The sequence below is a fragment of the Rhizobium sp. P1_B8 genome, assembly GCF_056406515.1.
In genome coordinates this window covers 108,594-128,205 of the sequence record NZ_JBFTZZ010000010.1, presented here as the reverse complement: position 1 = coordinate 128,205, position 19,612 = coordinate 108,594, and the positions used below count along the sequence as shown (strand labels likewise).

At 60.5% G+C, this 19,612-nt stretch carries 20 protein-coding genes; 12 read left to right on the top strand and 8 right to left on the bottom strand.

Annotated features, from left to right (window positions below; genetic code table 11):
• The first annotated feature begins 113 nt into the window (after nt 1-113).
• The 6 genes from rsfS to AC1D2N_RS14540 all read left to right on the top strand — a co-directional run bounded on the left by rsfS (nt 114) and on the right by AC1D2N_RS14540 (nt 5,902).
• Nucleotides 114-557: a ribosome silencing factor gene (rsfS, locus tag AC1D2N_RS14565; RefSeq protein WP_003589592.1), complete on the top strand. Its 444-nt coding sequence runs from the start codon at nt 114-116 to the stop codon at nt 555-557.
• 118 nt (nt 558-675) lie between these two features.
• Nucleotides 676-1,158 carry a 23S rRNA (pseudouridine(1915)-N(3))-methyltransferase RlmH gene (gene rlmH, locus AC1D2N_RS14560; RefSeq protein ID WP_063473856.1) on the top strand — a complete coding sequence of 161 codons (483 nt, stop codon included), beginning with the start codon at nt 676-678 and terminating at the stop codon, nt 1,156-1,158.
• Between the two features lie 187 nt (nt 1,159-1,345).
• Nucleotides 1,346-2,746: a murein hydrolase activator EnvC family protein gene (locus AC1D2N_RS14555; protein ID WP_130653307.1), complete on the top strand. Its 1,401-nt coding sequence runs from the start codon at nt 1,346-1,348 to the stop codon at nt 2,744-2,746.
• On the top strand, nt 2,736-4,058 hold the full coding sequence (locus tag AC1D2N_RS14550) for a S41 family peptidase (RefSeq protein WP_017995549.1): 1,323 nt from the start codon (nt 2,736-2,738) through the stop codon (nt 4,056-4,058). The genes AC1D2N_RS14555 and AC1D2N_RS14550 overlap by 11 nt, the downstream gene beginning before the upstream one ends.
• Nucleotides 4,059-4,135: 77 nt before the next feature.
• Nucleotides 4,136-5,332 (top strand): divergent polysaccharide deacetylase family protein, encoded by a 1,197-nt coding sequence (locus AC1D2N_RS14545; RefSeq protein ID WP_130653308.1) that lies wholly within the window; start codon nt 4,136-4,138, stop codon nt 5,330-5,332.
• A gap of 36 nt (nt 5,333-5,368) precedes the next feature.
• Nucleotides 5,369-5,902, top strand: coding sequence for an RNA pyrophosphohydrolase (locus AC1D2N_RS14540; RefSeq protein ID WP_130653309.1), 534 nt, complete (start codon nt 5,369-5,371; stop codon nt 5,900-5,902).
• Between the two features lie 87 nt (nt 5,903-5,989).
• Here the strand turns inward: AC1D2N_RS14540 and bfr are convergent, their stop codons facing one another.
• The 5 genes from bfr to AC1D2N_RS14515 form a co-directional block, all read right to left on the bottom strand.
• Complete coding sequence (bfr, locus tag AC1D2N_RS14535) at nt 5,990-6,475, bottom strand: bacterioferritin (RefSeq protein WP_017966050.1); 486 nt, start codon at nt 6,473-6,475, stop codon at nt 5,990-5,992.
• Entirely contained in the window at nt 6,441-6,839 is a 399-nt protein-coding gene (locus AC1D2N_RS14530; RefSeq protein ID WP_018244118.1) for a (2Fe-2S)-binding protein, read from the bottom strand. Before AC1D2N_RS14530 ends, bfr begins: the two co-directional genes overlap by 35 nt.
• Before the next feature lie 122 nt (nt 6,840-6,961).
• Nucleotides 6,962-10,426, bottom strand: coding sequence for an error-prone DNA polymerase (locus AC1D2N_RS14525; RefSeq protein ID WP_130653310.1), 3,465 nt, complete (start codon nt 10,424-10,426; stop codon nt 6,962-6,964).
• Nucleotides 10,423-11,868, bottom strand: a complete 1,446-nt coding sequence (locus tag AC1D2N_RS14520) for a Y-family DNA polymerase (RefSeq protein WP_130653581.1) — start codon at nt 11,866-11,868, stop codon at nt 10,423-10,425. Before AC1D2N_RS14520 ends, AC1D2N_RS14525 begins: the two co-directional genes overlap by 4 nt.
• 10 nt (nt 11,869-11,878) lie before the next feature.
• Complete coding sequence (locus AC1D2N_RS14515) at nt 11,879-12,823, bottom strand: ImuA family protein (protein WP_028734108.1); 945 nt, start codon at nt 12,821-12,823, stop codon at nt 11,879-11,881.
• A gap of 161 nt (nt 12,824-12,984) precedes the next feature.
• Here AC1D2N_RS14515 and AC1D2N_RS14510 point away from each other — a divergent pair, with 161 nt between their 5' ends.
• Complete coding sequence (locus tag AC1D2N_RS14510; RefSeq protein ID WP_003589582.1) at nt 12,985-13,422, top strand: metallopeptidase family protein; 438 nt, start codon at nt 12,985-12,987, stop codon at nt 13,420-13,422.
• A 100-nt stretch (nt 13,423-13,522) separates the two neighbouring features.
• Here the strand turns inward: AC1D2N_RS14510 and AC1D2N_RS14505 are convergent, their stop codons facing one another.
• Both AC1D2N_RS14505 and AC1D2N_RS14500 read right to left on the bottom strand, forming a co-directional pair.
• Nucleotides 13,523-13,729, bottom strand: coding sequence for a DUF1737 domain-containing protein (locus tag AC1D2N_RS14505; RefSeq protein ID WP_018244122.1), 207 nt, complete (start codon nt 13,727-13,729; stop codon nt 13,523-13,525).
• Entirely contained in the window at nt 13,729-14,649 is a 921-nt protein-coding gene (locus tag AC1D2N_RS14500; RefSeq protein ID WP_130653311.1) for an HpcH/HpaI aldolase/citrate lyase family protein, read from the bottom strand. Before AC1D2N_RS14500 ends, AC1D2N_RS14505 begins: the two co-directional genes overlap by 1 nt.
• A gap of 138 nt (nt 14,650-14,787) precedes the next feature.
• On the opposite strand from AC1D2N_RS14500, the gene AC1D2N_RS14495 reads away from it, so the two are divergent.
• From AC1D2N_RS14495 to leuD, 3 genes are all read left to right on the top strand, one after another.
• On the top strand, nt 14,788-15,021 hold the full coding sequence (locus tag AC1D2N_RS14495) for a hypothetical protein (protein WP_018448376.1): 234 nt from the start codon (nt 14,788-14,790) through the stop codon (nt 15,019-15,021).
• Nucleotides 15,022-15,134: 113 nt separating this feature from the next.
• The gene (locus tag AC1D2N_RS14490) at nt 15,135-15,557 is read left to right on the top strand and encodes a VOC family protein (protein ID WP_018244125.1); all 423 of its coding nucleotides are present in this window, start codon (nt 15,135-15,137) and stop codon (nt 15,555-15,557) included.
• Between the two features lie 134 nt (nt 15,558-15,691).
• On the top strand, nt 15,692-16,300 hold the full coding sequence (gene leuD / locus AC1D2N_RS14485; RefSeq protein ID WP_130653312.1) for a 3-isopropylmalate dehydratase small subunit: 609 nt from the start codon (nt 15,692-15,694) through the stop codon (nt 16,298-16,300).
• 61 nt (nt 16,301-16,361) lie between these two features.
• Here leuD and AC1D2N_RS14480 read toward each other — a convergent pair whose 3' ends face one another.
• Nucleotides 16,362-17,294, bottom strand: a complete 933-nt coding sequence (locus tag AC1D2N_RS14480; protein ID WP_477981476.1) for a pyridoxal-phosphate dependent enzyme — start codon at nt 17,292-17,294, stop codon at nt 16,362-16,364.
• A 170-nt stretch (nt 17,295-17,464) separates the two neighbouring features.
• Between AC1D2N_RS14480 and leuB the strand changes: the two genes are divergently transcribed.
• Together leuB and lpxE are read left to right on the top strand one after the other, a co-directional pair.
• Nucleotides 17,465-18,577 (top strand): 3-isopropylmalate dehydrogenase, encoded by a 1,113-nt coding sequence (gene leuB, locus AC1D2N_RS14475; protein WP_018244127.1) that lies wholly within the window; start codon nt 17,465-17,467, stop codon nt 18,575-18,577.
• 263 nt (nt 18,578-18,840) lie between these two features.
• Nucleotides 18,841-19,575, top strand: a complete 735-nt coding sequence (gene lpxE, locus AC1D2N_RS14470) for a lipid A 1-phosphatase LpxE (protein ID WP_130653314.1) — start codon at nt 18,841-18,843, stop codon at nt 19,573-19,575.
• The last annotated feature ends 37 nt before the right edge of the window (nt 19,576-19,612 follow it).

Below are 19,612 nucleotides of genomic sequence, written 5' to 3'. Positions count from 1 at the left end.
TTCGAACGGCAGATCGGATTTTCGGCCGTTCCGTACCTTAGCATGTCTTGAAACATTAATCGTTTGATGCCTATCTTAACCATGATCCGGTCTCGATCGGATCTGTGTTGTGCATAGTTTGTCATTCCAGGAAAGGGAAAGCACTGACAACAGTACACGCCAAGGGAAAAACGTTCGCCGTTATCCCGAAGAGTGCGGAACGTGGCGCCGATGCCGCCGCCCGTGCCCTAGAAACCGTCCTCGCCAGCCTCGAGGACTCCAAAGCGGAAGATATCGTCACCATCGACATTGCCGGAAAATCGGCGCTGGGAGACTACATGATCGTCGTCTCCGGCCGCTCGAACAGGCATGTCATGGCGATCTCGGATCACCTGCTCACCGACCTTAAGGACGACGGCCTCGGTACGGCCCGCGTCGAAGGTCAGGAAGGCGGCGATTGGGTCCTGATCGACACTGGTGACATTATCGTGCACGTGTTCCGTCCCGAAATCCGCGAGTTCTACAACATCGAAAAGATGTGGGCGGCTCCGGATATGGATGAAGAAACACGGCACTGACAGGCGTGCCGGCATCTTGTCCGGCGCCTGAGACGTGGCATTGGCTGGCCGGAAAACATCACAAACCGGCCGGTGGCGTAGTGTGCGCCCGAAGTGCAGCATGAGCGGGAGCGGATGAATGCGAATAGGTCTTTTTGCGGTGGGACGGCTGAAGTCCGGCCCCGAAAAGGATCTTGTGGCCCGCTACCTGGACCGTTTTGCCAAGGCCGGCCCTGCCGTCGGCCTCGAATTCACCCGTGTTGCCGAAGTTGCCGAAAGCCGTGCCTCCAATGCGGAGACCCGCAAGCGCGAAGAGGCAGCGATGCTTTTGAAATCGCTTGCCGATGGCAGCATCCTCATTCTTCTCGATGAACGCGGCAAGGCGCTTGATAGCGAAGCCTTCGCAAACCTGCTCGGCTCCTATCGCGACCAGGGCAAACGCGAGCTCACCATCGCGATCGGCGGTGCCGACGGCCTCGATCCTTCGCTTTACGACCGTGCCGACGCCACGCTGTGCCTGGGCAAGATGACCTGGCCGCACCAGCTCGTGCGCACGCTGATCGCCGAGCAGCTCTATCGTGCCGTCACCATCCTGTCTGGTCACCCCTATCACCGTGTCTGATGCCGCATCGGCCCGATGTGTCGGCAAAGCGTCGGCCAATGCGTCGCAATGTCACGCAGCCGTGTTTGCTTGGCCACCCGTTCTCCTGCAAACGTTATGGCAAAGCGCATCAAATCAGCTTAGTCTCCGCGCGATTTGAGAAAGTGCCCCAACACGCATGACGAGAGCATCCACCAGGCGATACCGCATGATCCTCCCGGCTATCGCGGCCGGCGTCGGTGTGGCGGTGATTGTCGTGTCGGCAAATCCGTTCGTCGTCCGGGCGCAGGAGGCCGCGCCCGAGGCGGCACAATCTGCCCCGCAGCCGGCAGCCGAGCCGGCGCCACCCGATCCGGCCGCCGAACTTGCCGCCAAGCGTGATCAGACCCGTGCCGAACTCGAAACCCTGTCGAAGACGATCAGCCTCTCCACCGACAAGGTGAGCGCGCTTCAGCAGAGCATCGCCGATCTCGAAAAGAGCACCGAAAGCATCCGCCAGGCGCTGATTGATTCCGCCGCCCGCCGCAAGGCGCTCGAAAAGCAGATCCTCGAAAGCGAGAAGAAGCTTGCCGATCTCGGCGTCAAGGAGGATGGCATCCGCCGTTCCCTGCACGAGCGCCGCGGCCTGCTGGCCGAGGTGCTGGCAGCGCTCCAGCGCATGGGCCGCAACCCACCGCCCGCTTTGCTCGTCACCCCCGATGACGCGCTCGCCTCCGTGCGCAGCGCCATTCTGCTCGGCGCCGTTGTGCCTGGCATCCGCAAGGAGACCGACAAGCTTGCCGCAGACCTCGCAAGCCTCGCCGCATTGCAGACTGCAAGCGCCGCCGAGAAGGCCTCCCTGACCGGGACGATGACTGATGGCATCGAGGAAGAGCGGCGCATGGACCTGCTGCTTGCCGAAAACGACAAGCTCAGCCGCAGCAATGCCGCCGAACTCGCGGCCGAAAGGAAACGTTCCGAGGAGCTGGCAGGCAAGGCGACCAGCCTTGAAGGCCTCGTCGCCTCGATGGAATCCGAGATCGCTTCGGTGCGGGATGCTGCCGCTGCCGCCCGCCAGGCGGAGGAGAACCGCAAGCTTATGACGGACGAGCAACGCGCCCAGGCCAAGGCTCTCGCCGACAGCGGTGTGCCCGATAAAAACCGCATTGCGCCCGCATATCCCTTCGGAGAATTGAAGGCGAAATTGGAGGTGCCCGTTACGGGCGATATCCTGCGCCAGTTCGGCGATGCCGACGGCACCGGACACGAGGCCATGGGAATGACGGTCGCCACCAATCCGGAGACGGTGGTGACGGCGCCTGCGGATGGCCTGGTGGTTTTCGCCGGCGTATTTCGCAGTTACGGCCAGATGATCATCCTCGACGCGGGCGATGGGTACCACCTGGTTCTCTCGGGAATGGATACGATCAATACCCGTCAGGGAAAATTCGTTTTCTCCGGCGAGCCACTTGCCGTGATGGGCGCGAAAAGAGTGGCAAGCGCAACTGCATTGGCGCTGGAAACGAACCGGCCAACGCTTTACATTGAATTTCGAAAGGACGGTAAACCGGTCGATTCCCGGCCGTGGTGGACCGCCAAAGACACTGGAAAGGCACGCAATGATTCGTAGGGCTTCTCTTGTTCTGGTCGGCGCATTGATGGGTGCGACCGCAATGAGCGTCATTTACTCGGCGGGTGTGCCGGCAGAAGCGGCCGGATCCTCGACCTACAAGGAACTGTCTGTTTTCGGAGATGTCTTCGAGCGTGTGCGTGCGCAATATGTGACGCCGCCTGCGGAAGACAAGCTGATCGAGAACGCCATCAACGGCATGCTTTCCTCGCTCGATCCGCATTCGAGCTACATGAATGCGAAGGACGCCGAGGACATGCGCACCCAGACCAAGGGTGAGTTCGGCGGCCTCGGCATCGAAGTCACGATGGAAGATGAACTCGTCAAGGTCATCACCCCGATTGACGATACGCCCGCCGCCAAGGCCGGCGTTCTCGCCGGCGACTATATCTCCGAGATCGACGGCCAGTCCGTGCGTGGCCTGAAGCTGGAAGACGCCGTCGAGAAGATGCGTGGCGCCGTCAACACGCCGATCAAGCTGACGCTGATCCGCAAGGGTGCCGACAAGCCGATCGAGCTGACGATCGTCCGCGACGTCGTCGCCGTCCAGGCAGTCAAGTCGCGTGTCGAGGACGATGTCGGTTATCTCCGCATCATCTCCTTCACCGAGAAGACCTATCCTGACATGGAAAAGGCGATCAAGAAGATCAAGGACACCGTTCCGGCCGACAAGCTGAAGGGTTATGTTCTCGACCTGCGCCTCAATCCGGGCGGTCTGCTCGATCAGGCGATCAATGTCTCCGATGCCCTGCTGCAGCGCGGCGAAGTCGTTTCGACCCGCGGCCGCAATCCAGATGAAACCCGCCGCTTCAATGCCGGCCCGGGCGACCTGACGGATGGCAAGCCGGTGATCGTGCTGATCAACGGCGGTTCGGCTTCCGCATCGGAAATCGTCGCCGGCGCTCTTCAGGATCTGCGCCGTGCCACCGTTCTCGGCACGCGCTCCTTCGGCAAGGGTTCCGTCCAGACGATCATCCCGCTCGGCGAAAACGGCGCGCTGCGCCTGACCACGGCGCTCTATTACACGCCGTCGGGCCGCTCGATCCAGGGTACCGGCATCACCCCCGACATCAAGGTCGAGGAGCCGCTGCCGCAGGAACTGCAGGGCAAGATGGTGACCGAAGGCGAATCCAGCCTGCGCGGCCACATCAAGGGTCAGAGCGAGACCGACGAAGGTTCGGGCTCCGTCGCCTATGTCCCGCCGGACCCGAAGGACGACGTTCAGCTGAACTACGCGCTCGACCTTCTGCGCGGCAAGAAGACCGATCCGGCCTTCCCGCCGAACCCAGACAAGGCCGTCGTCGCCAAGTAGTCGATCACATCAAGGCCGGGCACCTCGCCCGGCCTTGACCCTTTCTGCTGTTTCCCGGTTTTGGAGCGGGCGAAAAATTGGGAACGGACCTGCATACGCCCCTGGGCCGCAACCGCAAAGCCGGCCGCAAGCGTCCGGGTTTTCTGCGCCTGGGCCGCATCGCCGCCAGTCTTTGCCTTTTCGCCATAGGCGGCTTTTCCCTCTATACGGCATTTCGCGGCGATGGGCTCGAACGCACCAAACCGCCGGCGGCCGAACAAGCCGCAACACCCCCTGCCAATACGCCTCAGCCACCGACGGCCACCACGGGCCAAGCGGCCGACGGCATGCCACGCGCCGACCCGCGCTCGGGCGCCAATGTCGAGCAGATGGTCACGGGCGACGGCTCGGTTGTCACCAAATACAGCCCCCGCCCGCGCGACGGCAGCGGGCCGGTGCTGGTCGACGCCATGCAGATCGGCCAGGATCCGCGCATGGCAGCCCAGCCCAATGATGCGCTGCTCGAAGAAACGCCTTTTGGCAGGCTGCCGATCGTCGGCCCCGATGGCCGGCGGCCGATGGATCAATATGCGCGTCCCTCGTCCGGCGCGCGCGGCGTCCGCATCGCCATCGTCGTCAGCGGCCTCGGGCTCAGCCAGACCGGAACGCAGCGCGCCATCGCCGAACTGCCGGAAGAGATCACCTTCGCTTTCGCCGCAAGCGGCAACAGCCTGCAGCGCTGGATGCAGGAGGCCCGCCGCGGCGGTCACGAGATCCTTCTGCAAGTACCGCTCGAACCTTTTGATTATCCGGCGAACGATCCGGGCCCCGAAACGCTGCTGACCACAAAGTCGGCCGCCCGCAATATGGAGAACCTGCACAAGGCGATGGGCGAGATCACCAACTATACCGGCGTCATGAATTATCTCGGCGGCCGTTTCCTGTCTGATCCCGCCGCCATGGAGCCTGTCATGCGCGACATCGGCAAGCGCGGGTTGCTGTTTCTCGACGATGGCACATCAGCGCAGTCGAAGACGGCGGCGATCGCCAAGGGAACCGAACTGCCCTATGCCTTCGCCGACCTGCAGCTCGACGGCCAGCTTGATATCAATGCCGTCCTGAAGAAGCTCGACGAACTCGAGCGCATTGCCCGCAAGAACGGCCAGGCGATCGGCGTCGCCTCGGCTTTTGATGAGAGCGTTGACGCCATCGCCAAATGGAGCGAGGAGGCTGCGATGCGCGGCATCGAGATTGTCGGCGTTGCCGCGCTTTCCAACGACCCCAGGAATCCTTGAGAGATCCCTGAGAAGAATCCCAGAACGGAGAAGAAGATGAGCCAGGCAACCGTGAAAGCCGAGGATCTGCCCTACCGCCCCTGCGTCGGCGTGATGATCCTGAACCGCGATGGCCTCGTCTGGGCCGGGCGGCGCATCTCCGACGGCAATTCCGAATATGACGGCTCGCCGCAGCTCTGGCAGATGCCGCAGGGGGGCATCGACAAGGGCGAGGATCCATTGGACGCCGCCTACCGCGAGCTTTACGAGGAGACCGGCATGAAGACGGTGACCCTGCTTGCCGAAGCGAGAGACTGGATCAACTATGATCTGCCGCCGGCACTGATCGGCATCGGGCTGAGAGGAAAATTCCGCGGCCAGACACAGCGCTGGTTCGCCTTCCGCTTCGATGGCGACGACAGCGAGATCGCCATCAATCCGCCGCCTGGCGGCCACGAGCCGGAATTCGATGCCTGGGAATGGAAACCGATGCAGCAACTGCCGGAGCTGATCGTGCCCTTCAAGCGCGCCGTCTATGACCAGGTGGTGGCCGAGTTCCAGCACTTGGAAACACTTCAATCGGAAGACTGATTGCGGCTGGATGATTGCTACCGTTTGTGCTCGGCAGCAGGAATAGGGTCACCGGCCGCCATCGGCGGCCGGCATCTCGTTCGAATCTTATTCGGCTTCGTTGGCGGAATCGGCGTTGAGCTGGCCGTATTTGCTCTCGCCGATTTTCTCGAGCAGGTCGATCTGTGTTTCGAGGAAGTCGATATGACCTTCCTCGTCCGCCAGCAGCTCCTCGAAAAGTTTCATGGAAACGTAGTCGCCGGCGTCATGACAGATATCGCGCGACTTCTTGTAGGCCGTGCGGGCGTCGTACTCGCCGGCAAGATCGGCTTCCAGAACTTCCTTGACGTTCTGGCCGATGCGCAGAGGTGCGAGGGTCTGCAGATTGGGATGGCCTTCGAGGAAGATGATGCGTGCAACTAGCCGGTCGGCATGGTGCATCTCTTCGATGGATTCGGCGCGCTCCTTCTTGGCGAGCTTGGTGTAGCCCCAGTCCTCAAGAAGACGATAGTGAACCCAATATTGGTTGACCGCACCGAGTTCGAGGAACAACGCCTCGTTAAGCCGCTCGATGACCTTTTTGTCGCCTTTCAATGTCCGCTCTCCTGTTTTCCTCATGGAATTGTTTCAAGCGGGACATGAAATCAAATATTTCGGTCTCCGTCGAGTGGCGACGGGCGTGATATTCCTCGGTCGTCTGGATAATGATGTCGACGACATTGGGGAAACAACCGCAGCAGCGGCCGCGTTTTTCCATGGCGTGATAGACCTTCGCAGGCACGATAAGCTGCCAACAATCTTCATCGAGAAGGTTGGTGATAACCTCCCGGATTTCCTTATCGGTTATATAATTGCAGCTGCAGACAAGCACGTCTTCATTCCAAACATGACACTGACTATCGTGTTTTCTGCTAAAGAAGATGGTGGCTGTCAAGAAAAAATTCGAGTCCCGCAGCATTGAACAACGGTGTGCGAATGAGGCCTCATACATATCGTCCGGGATTATGCAGCGGTTTCAGGATGATGACGCCATAAGGCAAATGAAGACAACCTGCATGGTCCTGATCGCTGCGACGTACTTCAATGGAAGTTGCGTCCGCGCGGCATCACCTCAGCGGTTTCCCCCGCGCCGGCATGGCGGCCTGTGGCAACCATCCGTTTTTCCAGCTCCGCCCGCTCCTGCGCATTCGCAGCCTTTTTCTGCCGCTGATCGACACCTGGCCTCAGCACCTCGTCTGCCCGCTCGCAGACGCCGAAACGCCGGGCCTCACGTTGCAGGATACCGAGCGCCGGCGTCATGTCCTCGATATGCTCGACAACGGTATGGATCACTCCGCTCTGGCTTTGCAGCCTGCCGCGGATTTTCACCAGCCGGGCGCCCATCACAACTGAGCGGTATTTGTCGAATATCTTGTTCCAGACGATCGCATTGGCCACCCCGGTCTCGTCCTCCAGCGTCATGAAGATCACACCTTTGGCCGAACCAGGTCGCTGGCGCACCAGCACGAGGCCCGCAATCGTCACCCTCTGCCCGTTCACGACCTTCAACAGATCGACATTGCGCGTCACACCCGCCTTGCGCAATTCCTCACGCAGGAAGGAGACGGGATGCGCCTTCAGCGACAGTGAGAGATAACGGTAGTCCTCGATGACCTGCTCTCCCGGCAGCATTTCCGGCAGCTTCGCTACAGGCTCGATCTGGAGGTCGACATGACGGACCTGCTCGAAGAGCGGCAGCTCCTCGGCCGCGCTCCTCAGATCCAGCGCCCGCACCGCCCAGAGTGCGTCGCGTCGTGACAGTTTGAGGGACTGGAACGCATCGGCATCCGCCAGTCGCTCGATGACGGATTTCTGCAGACCGGACCGCAGCCAGAGATCGCGCACCGAACTGTAGCCTTCGCCTCGATTGCTGACGAGCCGCTCCATATCGTCTGTCGAGAGACCCTTGATCTGCCGGAAACCCAACCGCACCGCATGCCGGGTCTTGATGATATCGCGCATCTTGTCATGCCGGAAATCGATGGCATTCCGATCGAAGGCAGCCTCTTCCAGACCGCAATCCCAGTTTGATTCATTGATGTCGACCGGCAGGATCTTTACCCCGTGCTCGCGTGCGTCCCGCACCAGCTGCGCTGGCGCATAAAACCCCATCGGCTGGGAATTCAGCATCGCCGTGCAGAAGATGTCGGGATAATAGGCCTTGAGCCATGAGGAAGCATAAACGAGCAGCGCGAAGGAGGCGGCATGGCTTTCCGGGAAACCGTATTCCCCGAAACCTTTGATTTGGTTGAAGCATTGCTTCGCGAACTCCGGATCATAGTCCTTTGAGACCATTCCTTCGATGAACCGCTTTTCGAAGTTACCGATCGTACCCGTTCTCTTGAATGTCGCCATCGCTCTGCGAAGCTTGTCGGCTTCCGCCGGTTTGAAGCCGGCGGCGGTAATGGCGATCTGCATGGCCTGTTCCTGGAACAAGGGCACGCCGAGGGTTCTTTCCAGAACCGTTTCCAGCTCCTTGCTCGGATATTTGATCGGAATGTTTTTGGCCCGCTGCTCCCGGCGCTTCAGATAGGGATGCACCATATCGCCCTGGATCGGTCCTGGCCGCACGATCGCCACCTCGATGACGAGATCGTAGAACACCTTCGGCTTAAGACGCGGCAGCATGCTCATCTGCGCCCGGCTTTCGATCTGGAAGACGCCGAGCGTATCGGCCCGGCCCATCATCTCGTAAACCGGCTCGCCTTCGTTCCCATGCTCCTTGTTGCCGAGGTCTGCGAGCGTCTTCTTCACATCGTAATGCAATTCAAGCAGCGAAAAGGCCTTCCGCAGACAGGTCAGCATGCCGAGCGCCAGCACATCCACCTTGAGGATCTTGACGTTATCGAGGTCGTCCTTGTCCCACTCGATCATGTACCGATCCGGCATCGCCGTCTTCATGATCGGCACCACCTCGTCGAGCCTATCGCGCGTGATGACGAAGCCGCCGACATGCTGGGTGAGGTGGCGCGGGAAGCCGAGAAGTTCGGACGCATACTGAAGAACGTTTCGGGTCACCGGATCCTTGACGTCGAGACCCGCCGCCTTCGCGTCCCGCTCCGAGAGATTATCCTCCGACCAGCCCCAGACGAGGCTGCTGATCGCCGACTGGACATCCTCCGAGAGCCCAAAGGCCTTGGAGACCTCACGGCCCGCCGAGCGCGTACGGTAGGTCGTCACCCCCGCCGTCAACCCAGCATGTTCTATGCCGTATCTTTTATAGATGAACTGGATGACCTCTTCGCGCCGGTCATGCTCGAAATCGACATCGATATCCGGCGGTTCGTCGCGATCCATCGAAATGAAGCGGTCGAAGAGCAGTGTGCTTTTTTGAGGATCGACTTCCGTTATTTCAAGGCAATAACAGATGACCGAATTTGCCGCCGATCCGCGCCCCTGGCACAAGACCTTAAGTTCATAGCGGGCGTGCTGGATGATCCTGTGAACCGTCAGGAAATAAGAGGCATATTTCTTTTTTTTAATGAGATCGAGTTCATACTCGATCTGTGGCGCCACCTTGGGCGGGATACCCTTGGGATAGCGTCTTGCCGCTCCCGCTCTCGTCAGCCTTTCGAGAGTCTCCTGCGGCGTTTCACCAGGATCGTTTTCCGGCGGATAATTGTGCTCCAGTTCCTTCAGCGAAAAGGTCAATTTGCCGAAAAAGGCCTGCGTATTGTCGATCGCACCAGGATAGTCCCGGAAGATCCGGGTCATTTCACGTGAATCCTTGAGGTAACGCTCGGCATTCGGCGCCAGAAGGAATCCGGCTTGCGATATCTGTACATGCTCCCGAATCGCGATCACGATATCCGAAAGCGGCCGCCGTTCAGGATGATGGTAAAGCGGCTGGTTGGTTGCAATCAGCGGCACGCGGTTTCGAGCGGCAAGCATGGCAAGCACCGCAAAGACCTGCCTGTCGCGGCCATCATAGGCTGACGACAGCGCCATGAAAAATGCCTTACGGAACCGTCTGCGGAACCGTTCCAGATAATCTTCCAGCGTCGACTGACCCGCCTGACGGTCGACAAGGGTGCGATCGGGAACGAGAGCAAGCATCATCTCATCCCCCCATTCCATGAGTTCCGCTTCCGTCAGAATGCAGCTTCCCTTGACCGCTTCTTCTTTCAGGTTGCCGGCGCTCAGAAGACGGCAAAGGTTCGCCCAGCCCCGCCGGTTCCGGGGATAGGCGAGGATATCAGGCGTTCCATCGGAAAAGACGAGACGAGCGCCCGGCTGAATCCGGATAGGATCGAGGATCTCCTCCTTTTTTCCTTCCTTCTCCGCTTGGGCTATAATCTCGTCCCTGTTTTTATATCTCTCCTCAAGCTGCTCCGCCTGCGCATGCGCCCTGACCACACCGGCAACCGAATTCCGGTCCGCAACGCCGAGACCGCCGAGCCGTAGACGAGCAGCCTGCACGACCATCTCCTCGGGGCCAGAGGCGCCTTCAAGAAACGAGAAGTTCGTCCTTGTGCCGATCTCGAAGAATGCGCGCGCGGTTGTCATGCGAACACGCCATGCATGAACCAGCGAGGATCAAGCGCCTGACCATAAAAGCCCCGCCGATAGATCCAGAAGCGATGTCCGGTCTCATCCTCGATGCGAAAATAGTCACGCGCCTCGGCGTCATTTCCATCGATCCACCATTCCATGGCAATCCGTTCCGGCCCTTCGCTTCTTGCCACCTGATGCTGCATGCGCCGCCAGCGAAAGATCTGCGGCGGACCATCGGGCACTTCGGCAAGTATGGTCTCGACGGGCTCCGGCGTTGCAAAGAGCCGCAGCGGGCGCTCTTCGCGGAAAGGAAGCTGGATGTCCTGCACGGCCTTCCGCCTGGGAAGGCTCTCCATCACAGGAACCGTGATGACGGCGCATTCCGGAACATGGCTCTCGCGGAGCTGGAAGCTTTGCAGGCAATCCGCACCAAGTCGGGCCGAGACCCGGTCGACGAAGGCCGAAAGCGAGATCTCTCCCTGCCGGTCGCCTTCGAAATCACCCTGCGCTTCGTTGAAGGGATCGTGCCGCAACACATTCAACCGCACGATCTCGAAACCATAGCCGGCATCGAGATCGTCATAGACCGCCTGCAATCGCTCGGAAAAAAGCCCGGCAATGAACTTTGGTTCGCGAAGCGGCTGCGAAGCACCGACGGAGATGCGAAAGACCCTGCCGTCGACGCGGAACAGGACCAGTTCGAACACCCGTCCGCCAGCCCCCCGCGCTTCCAGCGACGGCTGCAGCGATAAGGCGACCTGCCTAGTGACGGTAAGGATCTGCTCTTCCGTCCCGATGGGCTCGATCAGACGGCTTTCGGCCGAAAGGCTGGCAACAGGACGCCGGGGCGAGACCGGCTCCTCTTCACGTCCCAGCGCCTGGTCGAGACGCAGAAGCAGCTCCGGGCCGAACCGGCGGGTCAGCGGCGCCCGCGGTGCATCGATGACGTCGCCGATATATTTCAGACCGAGCTTGTTCAGGGCATCGACGGTTTGTCCCTCCAGCCGCAGGGCTGCGACCGGCAAGGACATCAGCACATGTTCCGTCCCTTCGTCCTCGATCACGCCGCCGTGCCCGAAGCGGGAAGCGGCCCAGGAAAGGCCGGGCGACGATGAGATCGCGCCCCGCGCATCGAACCCCATATGAAAAAGCCGCGACAGCACATCCCGAAGAAGCGCCTTTTCACCGCCGACGAGATGGGCGCAACCGCTAATGTCGAGAAACAGACCGTCCTTCCCGTCGAACGCCACCAGCGGCGTATAACGGTCGCACCAGTCGGCAATTGCCTCCAGCAACCGGCGGTCGGCCGCCGGATCCTCTTCCGCGACCTCGAGCATGGGGTACATGGCGCGCGCTTCGGCAACGCCCAGCTCCTTCCTCAACCCCAGCCTCTCGGCCAACTCGTCCAGTGCCGTCAGCCGCAGGGCATTGTTGAGCTTGCCGGAACAGACGATAGGCGGCGTCTCAGGACGCCCTTTCGAACGCCAGGAGAGCCCCCATCGCTTGCGGGCGATGCGGTCCGTTGGCAGATGCGGGAAGCTGAGCGCCAGAATGCGCTGACTGTTCGCCTGGAGGACGAACGAGGTTTGGTTCGGCGATAGGGAGAAATTCGCGTTCATGGGGGTTCCACTCCAGAAGAAAGGAGAGCGGGGCCGGATTGCGGCTCTTCTCCAGCGTGAGACGGAAAATCGGATTGCCGATGCTGCCGGAAAGTTTCGATCCATCCGGCAACGGCCGCAGACCGGACGGGGCTGGTTCGACATGCAGACGGAAGGCCGCACTGCTTGCCTCCTCCGCCCCGGCCTGGCGGACAAGAAAGAGCGGGCGGCGGGCAGCATGCGCCCTGAGACTAAGCCTGCGGCTTTCGGTCAGGCCGAAATGGGCGGGATTGCCTCGCACTTCGAAGATGACGGCCGAGAAGGCAGCGCTTTCCACTGCCACCTCCGCCAGCCAGAGCGCCTCGTCCAGCTTGCGCGGCGCCGCATGGAGAAACCGCTCCGGGCTCAGCCCGAAATCCCGAAGCCCGGGAGCATAGGGACGACCGGCCTCCAGCGTGCCGACGGCATCGCCGATCCAGAGCAACGGCAGAAGGCGGCCGGCATCCGCTTCCCGTTTTTGCAGTCGCGCGGCAACAGCCATCGCCAGCCCGCTTGCAGCACCTGCATCACGAGACAGAGCCGAGCGGAATTCGGTGATCGCATCGAGCGGCAGGCCGCCTTCCAGCGCCCCGTCGAGAAACTCCACCCCAAACGCGAGGGGCGGCAGAATGCGCTCCTGGCGGGTCTTGCGTCCTTCTGCCAGGGCTTCCTGTTCCGCTGCGGCAAGCGCCGGCGCGGGCCTTCCCTCCAGTCGGGCAATGGTTTCGCGGAGCGCAAAAAGCCGCTCGCGCGCCAGGGCGTGCTGCGCCATGGCGTTCTCCGATCCGTCTTGTTCCTGTTATGTTCTTATAGATTCCAGAGAGCTAATGAAGAGTCAACGGCCATTTTCTATGAATTTATTCCTGCCTTTGATTCCGCACTCGAAAATCGGCGATAAAGGTTCTATATGGGCCCGCAAAGGAAGGAATATTCATGGCCCGCATAGACCAGAGCGATGATTGGCGGGACCGCCATGCGCCGACGATCAGCACCTTCGAGTCGCTGGCCATGGAGGCCTATAGCCATCTGCCGGATGAATTCCGCCAGCTGACGACCAACCTCACGATCGAGATCGAAGATTTCCCCGATGACGACGTTTTCGAGGACATGGCGCTGGAAACCCCTTTCGATCTGCTCGGCCTTTTCGAGGGCAGGGGCATTTCCGAACGTTTCACGCTGGAAACCGGCGAGATGCCGAACCGCATCCGCCTCTACCGCCGCCCCATCCTCGATTACTGGGCTGAGAACGACGAGACGCTCGGCGATATCATCACCCACGTCCTGATCCACGAGATCGGCCACCATTTCGGGCTGAGCGACGATGACATGGAGCGGATCGAGGCAAGCGCCGAGGAAGCCGCCGAGCGCTAGAGCGCCGCGCGTCCAAAGGACGCGCTAAGGACGCTCCATCACTTTCAATCACGCATAACCCCGAAAATCGATTACGATTTTCGGGGTTATGCGCTGAGCCTCACTGCTCGGAGAGCTTCATCTCAGGATGGTAATCCTTGCCTTCGACATGCTTGACGACGGCCTGGCCGCACTGCATCGCGCCGGTTGCGGCATTGAAGGCATAGGTCGGCGAGCCCTCCAGCGACCAGCCCTTGTTGAGGGCGGCAGTGACCTTGTGGCAGAAGGAAGCATCGTCGGGACCGGTCAGGAAGCGGTAGAGTTTCATCACATCGTCTTTCGTGTTGCAGCCTGGCGGGCTGCGATCAGGCGGGCTTTATGGACCAGACTTTCCGCCTGGACAAGATGCAACCGCTCGACCATCCGCCCGCCTGCATTGATGACGTTCAGCCCATCGGAGGCAGGATCGGCAAAGGCCGATATGATCGCCTCCGCTTCCGCAACCGCTGCCGGATCCGGGCCGAAATGGCGGTTGGCGGGCTCGATCTGCGCCGGATGGATCAGCATCTTGCCGGCAAAGCCCATCGCCCGGCCCTGCAGACATTCGGCATCAAAACCTTGTTCGTCCCTGAAATCGTTGAAGACGCTGTCAATCGCATCGAGCCCGTAGGCGCTGACCGCAAGGACGACCTGCATCAGCCACGGCACGAGATAGCTCCGCCCCGGCTGCGGCAGCACGCCGGTTTCCTTGCGCAGGTCGTTGAGCCCGACGACGAGGCAATCGAGCCGCGAGCCCGGCGTGCGCCCGGCTTCGGCGATAACAGCCGCATTCAGGATGCCGCGCGGCGTCTCGATCATCGCCCAGATGCGCAGATCTTCCGGTGCATCCGCCTCGGAGAGAAGGTCGCCGACCGCCATGACATCCTGCGGTTCGTCGACCTTCGGCAGCAGCACGGCGTCGGGATTGAGCGCGATTACCAGTTCCATGTCCGCCAGGCCGAAATTGGTCGACAGGTCATTGATACGGATGATCCGTTCCTTGCCTTCGAGCGGCCGAGCCGAAAAGAAATTCCTCAGATTTTCCCGCGCTTCCGCCTTCCTTTCCGGCGCCACGGAATCCTCGAGATCAAAGATCACCGCATCGCAATCGACCGCATGGGTTTTTTCGAGGGCGCGGGGATTGATGGCAGGCACGCTCAGCACCGAACGGCGCAGGCGGGCGGAGCGGGTCGCGGGGTTTCGGCTCATGGCGAATTAGTGCCAAGCTTTGACAGTCGAAGCAAGCAGCCCACCCCAGAACATCTAGCAGAACAACAAAAAGCCATGCTTGCCTTGCAGAGAGGAAAGAGAAGGACCACATTCCTTTCCGAAGAAAGGTCTCTAACCATGCAGAACATTCGCTCCATCTTCCTCATGCTTGCCGGCGCCACCGTTTTCGTGGCCATGCTGCTTCTCACCTTTTCGGTGACGCTCGCCGTCGGCGCCATCCTGACCGTGCTCATGGTCGGACGCGCGCTTTCGATGAAGATGAAGCCCGCTCCGGTCCGCGCCAAGGCGAACAATGGTAAGCCGGAGATGCGCGTGTGGAACGACGGCCGCGGTACGATCATCGATCTCTGATCACCGAATTTTCCAAAAAATTTTGACCGACACTGTCGGCGTGAGATTCCATCATGCGTCCTTGAAGCAGCCAGGCATTCTGCCGGCTCGTGAAAAACGTATGGAGGACGAGCATGGATACGACGACAGAGAGCAACCCGACGAAGATGCCACCGGTCAAGAATGGCCTGCTGCCCTATCTGACGGTCGACGGCGCGGTGAAAGCTGCGGAATTCTACAAGAAGGCTTTCGGCGCCGAAGAGGCATATCTCGTGCCGGTCGACGAGAGCGGCCGAACGATGCATGTGCATCTCTACATCAACGGCAGCTCCCTCATGCTGTCGGATGCCTATCCCGAATACGGCCATCCTTTCAAAGGCCATGAAGGCTTCGCCATTCAACTGGTTATCGACGATATCGATTTCTGGTGGGATCGCGCGGTTGCTGCCGGGGCCGAAGTCGTCATGCCGGTCGAACTGATGTTCTGGGGCGACCGCTACGGCCAGCTTCGCGATCCGTTCGGCGTCCTCTGGGGCCTGAACGCACCGTCCAAATAAGGGGACAGGCGCAATCGGCGGATCGCGCGAAACGTCGCGTGGCCGCCGTCTGTGAAAGATTCTCCTTCATTTCGGCGAAAAACTGGACTAGATGCAAATTCAGAAAGTAGATTTGCTGAAATGGAGCATGGATCATGGATAAATTCGTGAAGCTCACCGGCGTTGCAGCACCGCTGCCGGTCGTCAACGTCGACACCGACATGATCATTCCGAAGGATTATCTGAAGACGATCAAGCGCACCGGCCTCGGCACCGGCCTCTTCGCGGAAGCCCGCTACAATGAGGACGGCTCCGAAAACCCGGATTTCGTGCTGAACAAGCCGGCCTATCGCGATGCCAAGATCCTCGTTGCCGGCGACAATTTCGGCTGCGGCTCCTCGCGCGAGCACGCCCCCTGGGCGCTTCTGGATTTCGGCATCCGCTGCGTCATCTCGACCAGCTTCGCCGATATTTTCTACAACAACTGCTTCAAGAACGGCATCCTGCCGATCAAGGTCAGCCAGGAAGATCTCGACAAGCTGATGGACGACGCGTCGCGCGGCTCCAACGCCATCCTGACTGTCGATCTTGAGAACCTCGAGATCACCGGCCCCGATGGTGGCTTGATCAAGTTCGATCTCGACGAATTCAAGCGCCACTGCCTGCTGAACGGTCTCGACGATATCGGCCTGACGCTGGAAAAGGGCACGGCGATCGACAGCTTCGAAAAGAAGAACGCCGCTTCGCACCCCTGGGCAGCCTGAGCCTCTCCAATCGGTTACCGATCAAGCCGGGTTTTTGCCCGGCTTTTTCTTTTGCGGCACATCAGAGAAATTTCTCTTTCCAGGCCTCAAGCTTTTCGAGCGACACGCCGATGCCGCCGCAGACTTCGATAAGCGGATTGTCGAAGCGCTGAAGCAGCCCTGCATGCACATCGGCAACGGCAAGGGCCGCACCGCAAGCCGGCTCGACCAGAATGCGCTGCGCATCGGCAAATTTCAGGCAGGCGGCAACGGCATCGGCGTCGCTGACGACAACACTTTCGATCGGATGCTGCTTCGGCAGGTCGAAGACATGCTGCGCCACCTGCCGCGCCCCGAGCGAATTGGCAATCGAGGTAATGGCGGGAAGGGTGATACGCTCACTCGCCTGGAGGCTGGCATGGAGCGAGGCCGCCCCTTCAGTTTCGACGGCGATAACAGGCACATCGGAAAGCCCGTTGCGCTTCAACCCCTCGACAATGCCGGCAAGCAACCCGCCGCCGCCGACGCTGGTGACGACGCAATCGAATTTTGCGCCCTTCGCCACCACCTCGTCGATCAGCGTGGCATGGCCATCCCACAGAAGCGGATGGTCGAAAGGATGCACATAGGTTGCCTTGCGGCTCCGGGCGAGTTCGATCGCATGGGCATTGGCCTCATCGAAAACCGAACCATGAACGAGGACATTCGCGCCCGTCGCGGCAATCGTCTGCCGCACATCGGCCGCCGTCGTCTCCGGCACGACGATCGTGACCGGCACACCAAGCGCCCGGCCGGCATAAGCCGCGGCAATGCCGGCATTGSCGCCGGAAGCACAGAAGATCTCGCGCGCCCCATTTTCCACCTCGTGCTGGCAAAGCCGTCCGACGCCGCGCAGCTTGAAGCTGCCGGAAGGCTGCAGCGCATCGAGCTTCAGCCAGAGCGGTTTGCCGCTAACGCTGTAGCCAGGTGCCGTCTGGACCAAGGGCGTGTCGAGATGGAGAGGCGCGAAAGGCATGGGAACCATCCAGGGAAATAAAGGTCGGGGCTGCCGTTCTAATCTGTTTGCGGGCGCAGGAGCAACCATCGCTGCTCAGAGCGAAGCGTACCGATTCACCGCTTCCGTCGCTTGAAATGCCCATTTCCGGGGTCTAAGAAGCCGCAACTAGTTTTTCCCAGGAGGGTTTCATGACAGCGCGCAATCTTTTCCTGTTGCCGGGTGACGGCATCGGTCCCGAGGCCATGGGCGAGGTCCGCAAGATCATCGCCTATATGAACGAGGCGATGAATGCCGGTTTCGTCACCGACGAAGGCCTTGTCGGCGGTTGCGCCTATGATGCACATGGCGCTGCGATCTCGGAAGCCGACATGCAGAAGGCACTTGCCGCCGATGCCGTTCTCTTCGGCGCCGTCGGCGGCCCGAAATGGGATAGCGTTCCTTACGAAGTGCGCCCGGAAGCCGGTCTGCTGCGCCTGCGCAAGGATCTGCAGCTCTTTGCTAACCTGCGTCCTGCCATCTGCTATCCGGCCCTTTCTGCGGCCTCGTCGCTGAAGCCGGAGCTGGTCGAAGGCCTCGACATCCTCATCATCCGCGAGCTGACGGGCGGCGTCTATTTCGGCGAACCGAAGGAGATCATCGACCTCGGCAATGGCCAGAAACGCGGCATCGACACGCAGGTCTACGATACCTACGAGATCGAGCGCATCGCCGGTGTCGCCTTCGAAATGGCCCGCACGCGGCAGAATCGCGTCTGCTCCATGGAAAAGCGCAACGTCATGAAGTCGGGCGTGCTTTGGAACCAGGTGGTGACCGAGACGCACAAGGCGAAATATTCCGACGTCCAGCTCGAACACATGCTGGCCGATGCCGGCGGCATGCAGCTGGTGCGCCAGCCCAAGCAGTTCGACGTGATTGTCACCGACAACCTCTTCGGCGACATGCTCTCCGACGTCGCCGCTATGCTGACCGGCTCGCTCGGCATGCTGCCGTCGGCCTCGCTCGGCGCGCCTGACGGCAAGACCGGCAAGCGCAAGGCGCTCTACGAACCGGTACACGGCTCGGCCCCCGATATCGCCGGCAAGGGCATCGCCAATCCGATCGCCATGATCGCCTCCTTTGCCATGTGCCTGCGTTACTCCTTCAATCTGGTGAAGGAAGCCGACGATCTGGAAAAGGCGATCGCCAACGTGCTCGACAAGGGCATCCGCACCGGTGATATCATGGCCGATGGCGCAAGGCAGGTCGGCACCGTCGAGATGGGCGATGCGATCCTCGCCGAGTTCAAGACGCTTTCCGCCTGATATTTCACGTGAAACAGTTCTGGCCCTTCGCAGGATTCTTGCGGAGGGCTTTTTTCTCAAGGCCGCGAGCCGCATCGGCTTGGTCGAATTATCCCAAACCGACTATCCTCGGCCACAATCTCGTGTATTTTTGCGCCGGATTTTAACGAGCGCATAACCTCGACATTGGAAACGATCTTCCAATGGATTATGCGCCAATTCAAAATAATAGAGCGTCCTTAGCGCGTCGTGGCACTTTAGGGCAAATTCGAACGGACGACGGAATGCGGGCATTTTGGGCTTCCCTGAACAGGCGCTGGCGCCGGAGTAGCGCCGGCATGCCGCCTTTGCGTTGGCAGGCCTGCCTCTTCATCACGCTCAATGCGGTGATCCTCTCCATGCTGCTCTTCGACGCGCCGATCGGCGCCAGCGAAGCTCCCGCGCCGGTGAAGCACCTCGGCGAGATGCTGACCGGTTTCGGCGATTCCGCCTGGCTGATCTACACCAGCATCTTGCTGTTCTTTCAGGGCCGGGCAGGCTACAAGCTTGTGAAGACGGCGCGCTCCAAGGCGCAAGCGCTTTATGTCAGCTGGATCGGCGCTTATCTCTTCATCACGGTTGTCTTCTCTGGGCTTCTCGCCAATCTGCTGAAGCGGGCAATCGGCAGAGCGCGTCCCGATCATTTCCATGACTACGGCATGTTTTCCTTCACGCCCTTTTCGGGCCATTCCGCTTTCGAAAGTTTCCCGTCCGGCCATTCCACCACGGTCGGCGCCTTCTTCGCCGCCTTTGCCCTGCTGTTTCCACGCTACCGCGTTGCCTTCATCGCTTGCGCCATCTGGCTCGGCATGACGCGTGTCATGGTCGGCGCCCATTATCCGAGCGACGTGATCGCCGGCCTTGCCTTCGGCGGCTGGTTCTCACTGCTGACGGCGATCGTCTTTGCCCGCTGCGGCTTGCTCTTCAAGCTGGCACCGGACGGCTGGCCACTCTCGAAGCGCCTGTTTTTCACTGCATAATTCCCTAAATCGGAATCGATTTAAGGATAAAATTATG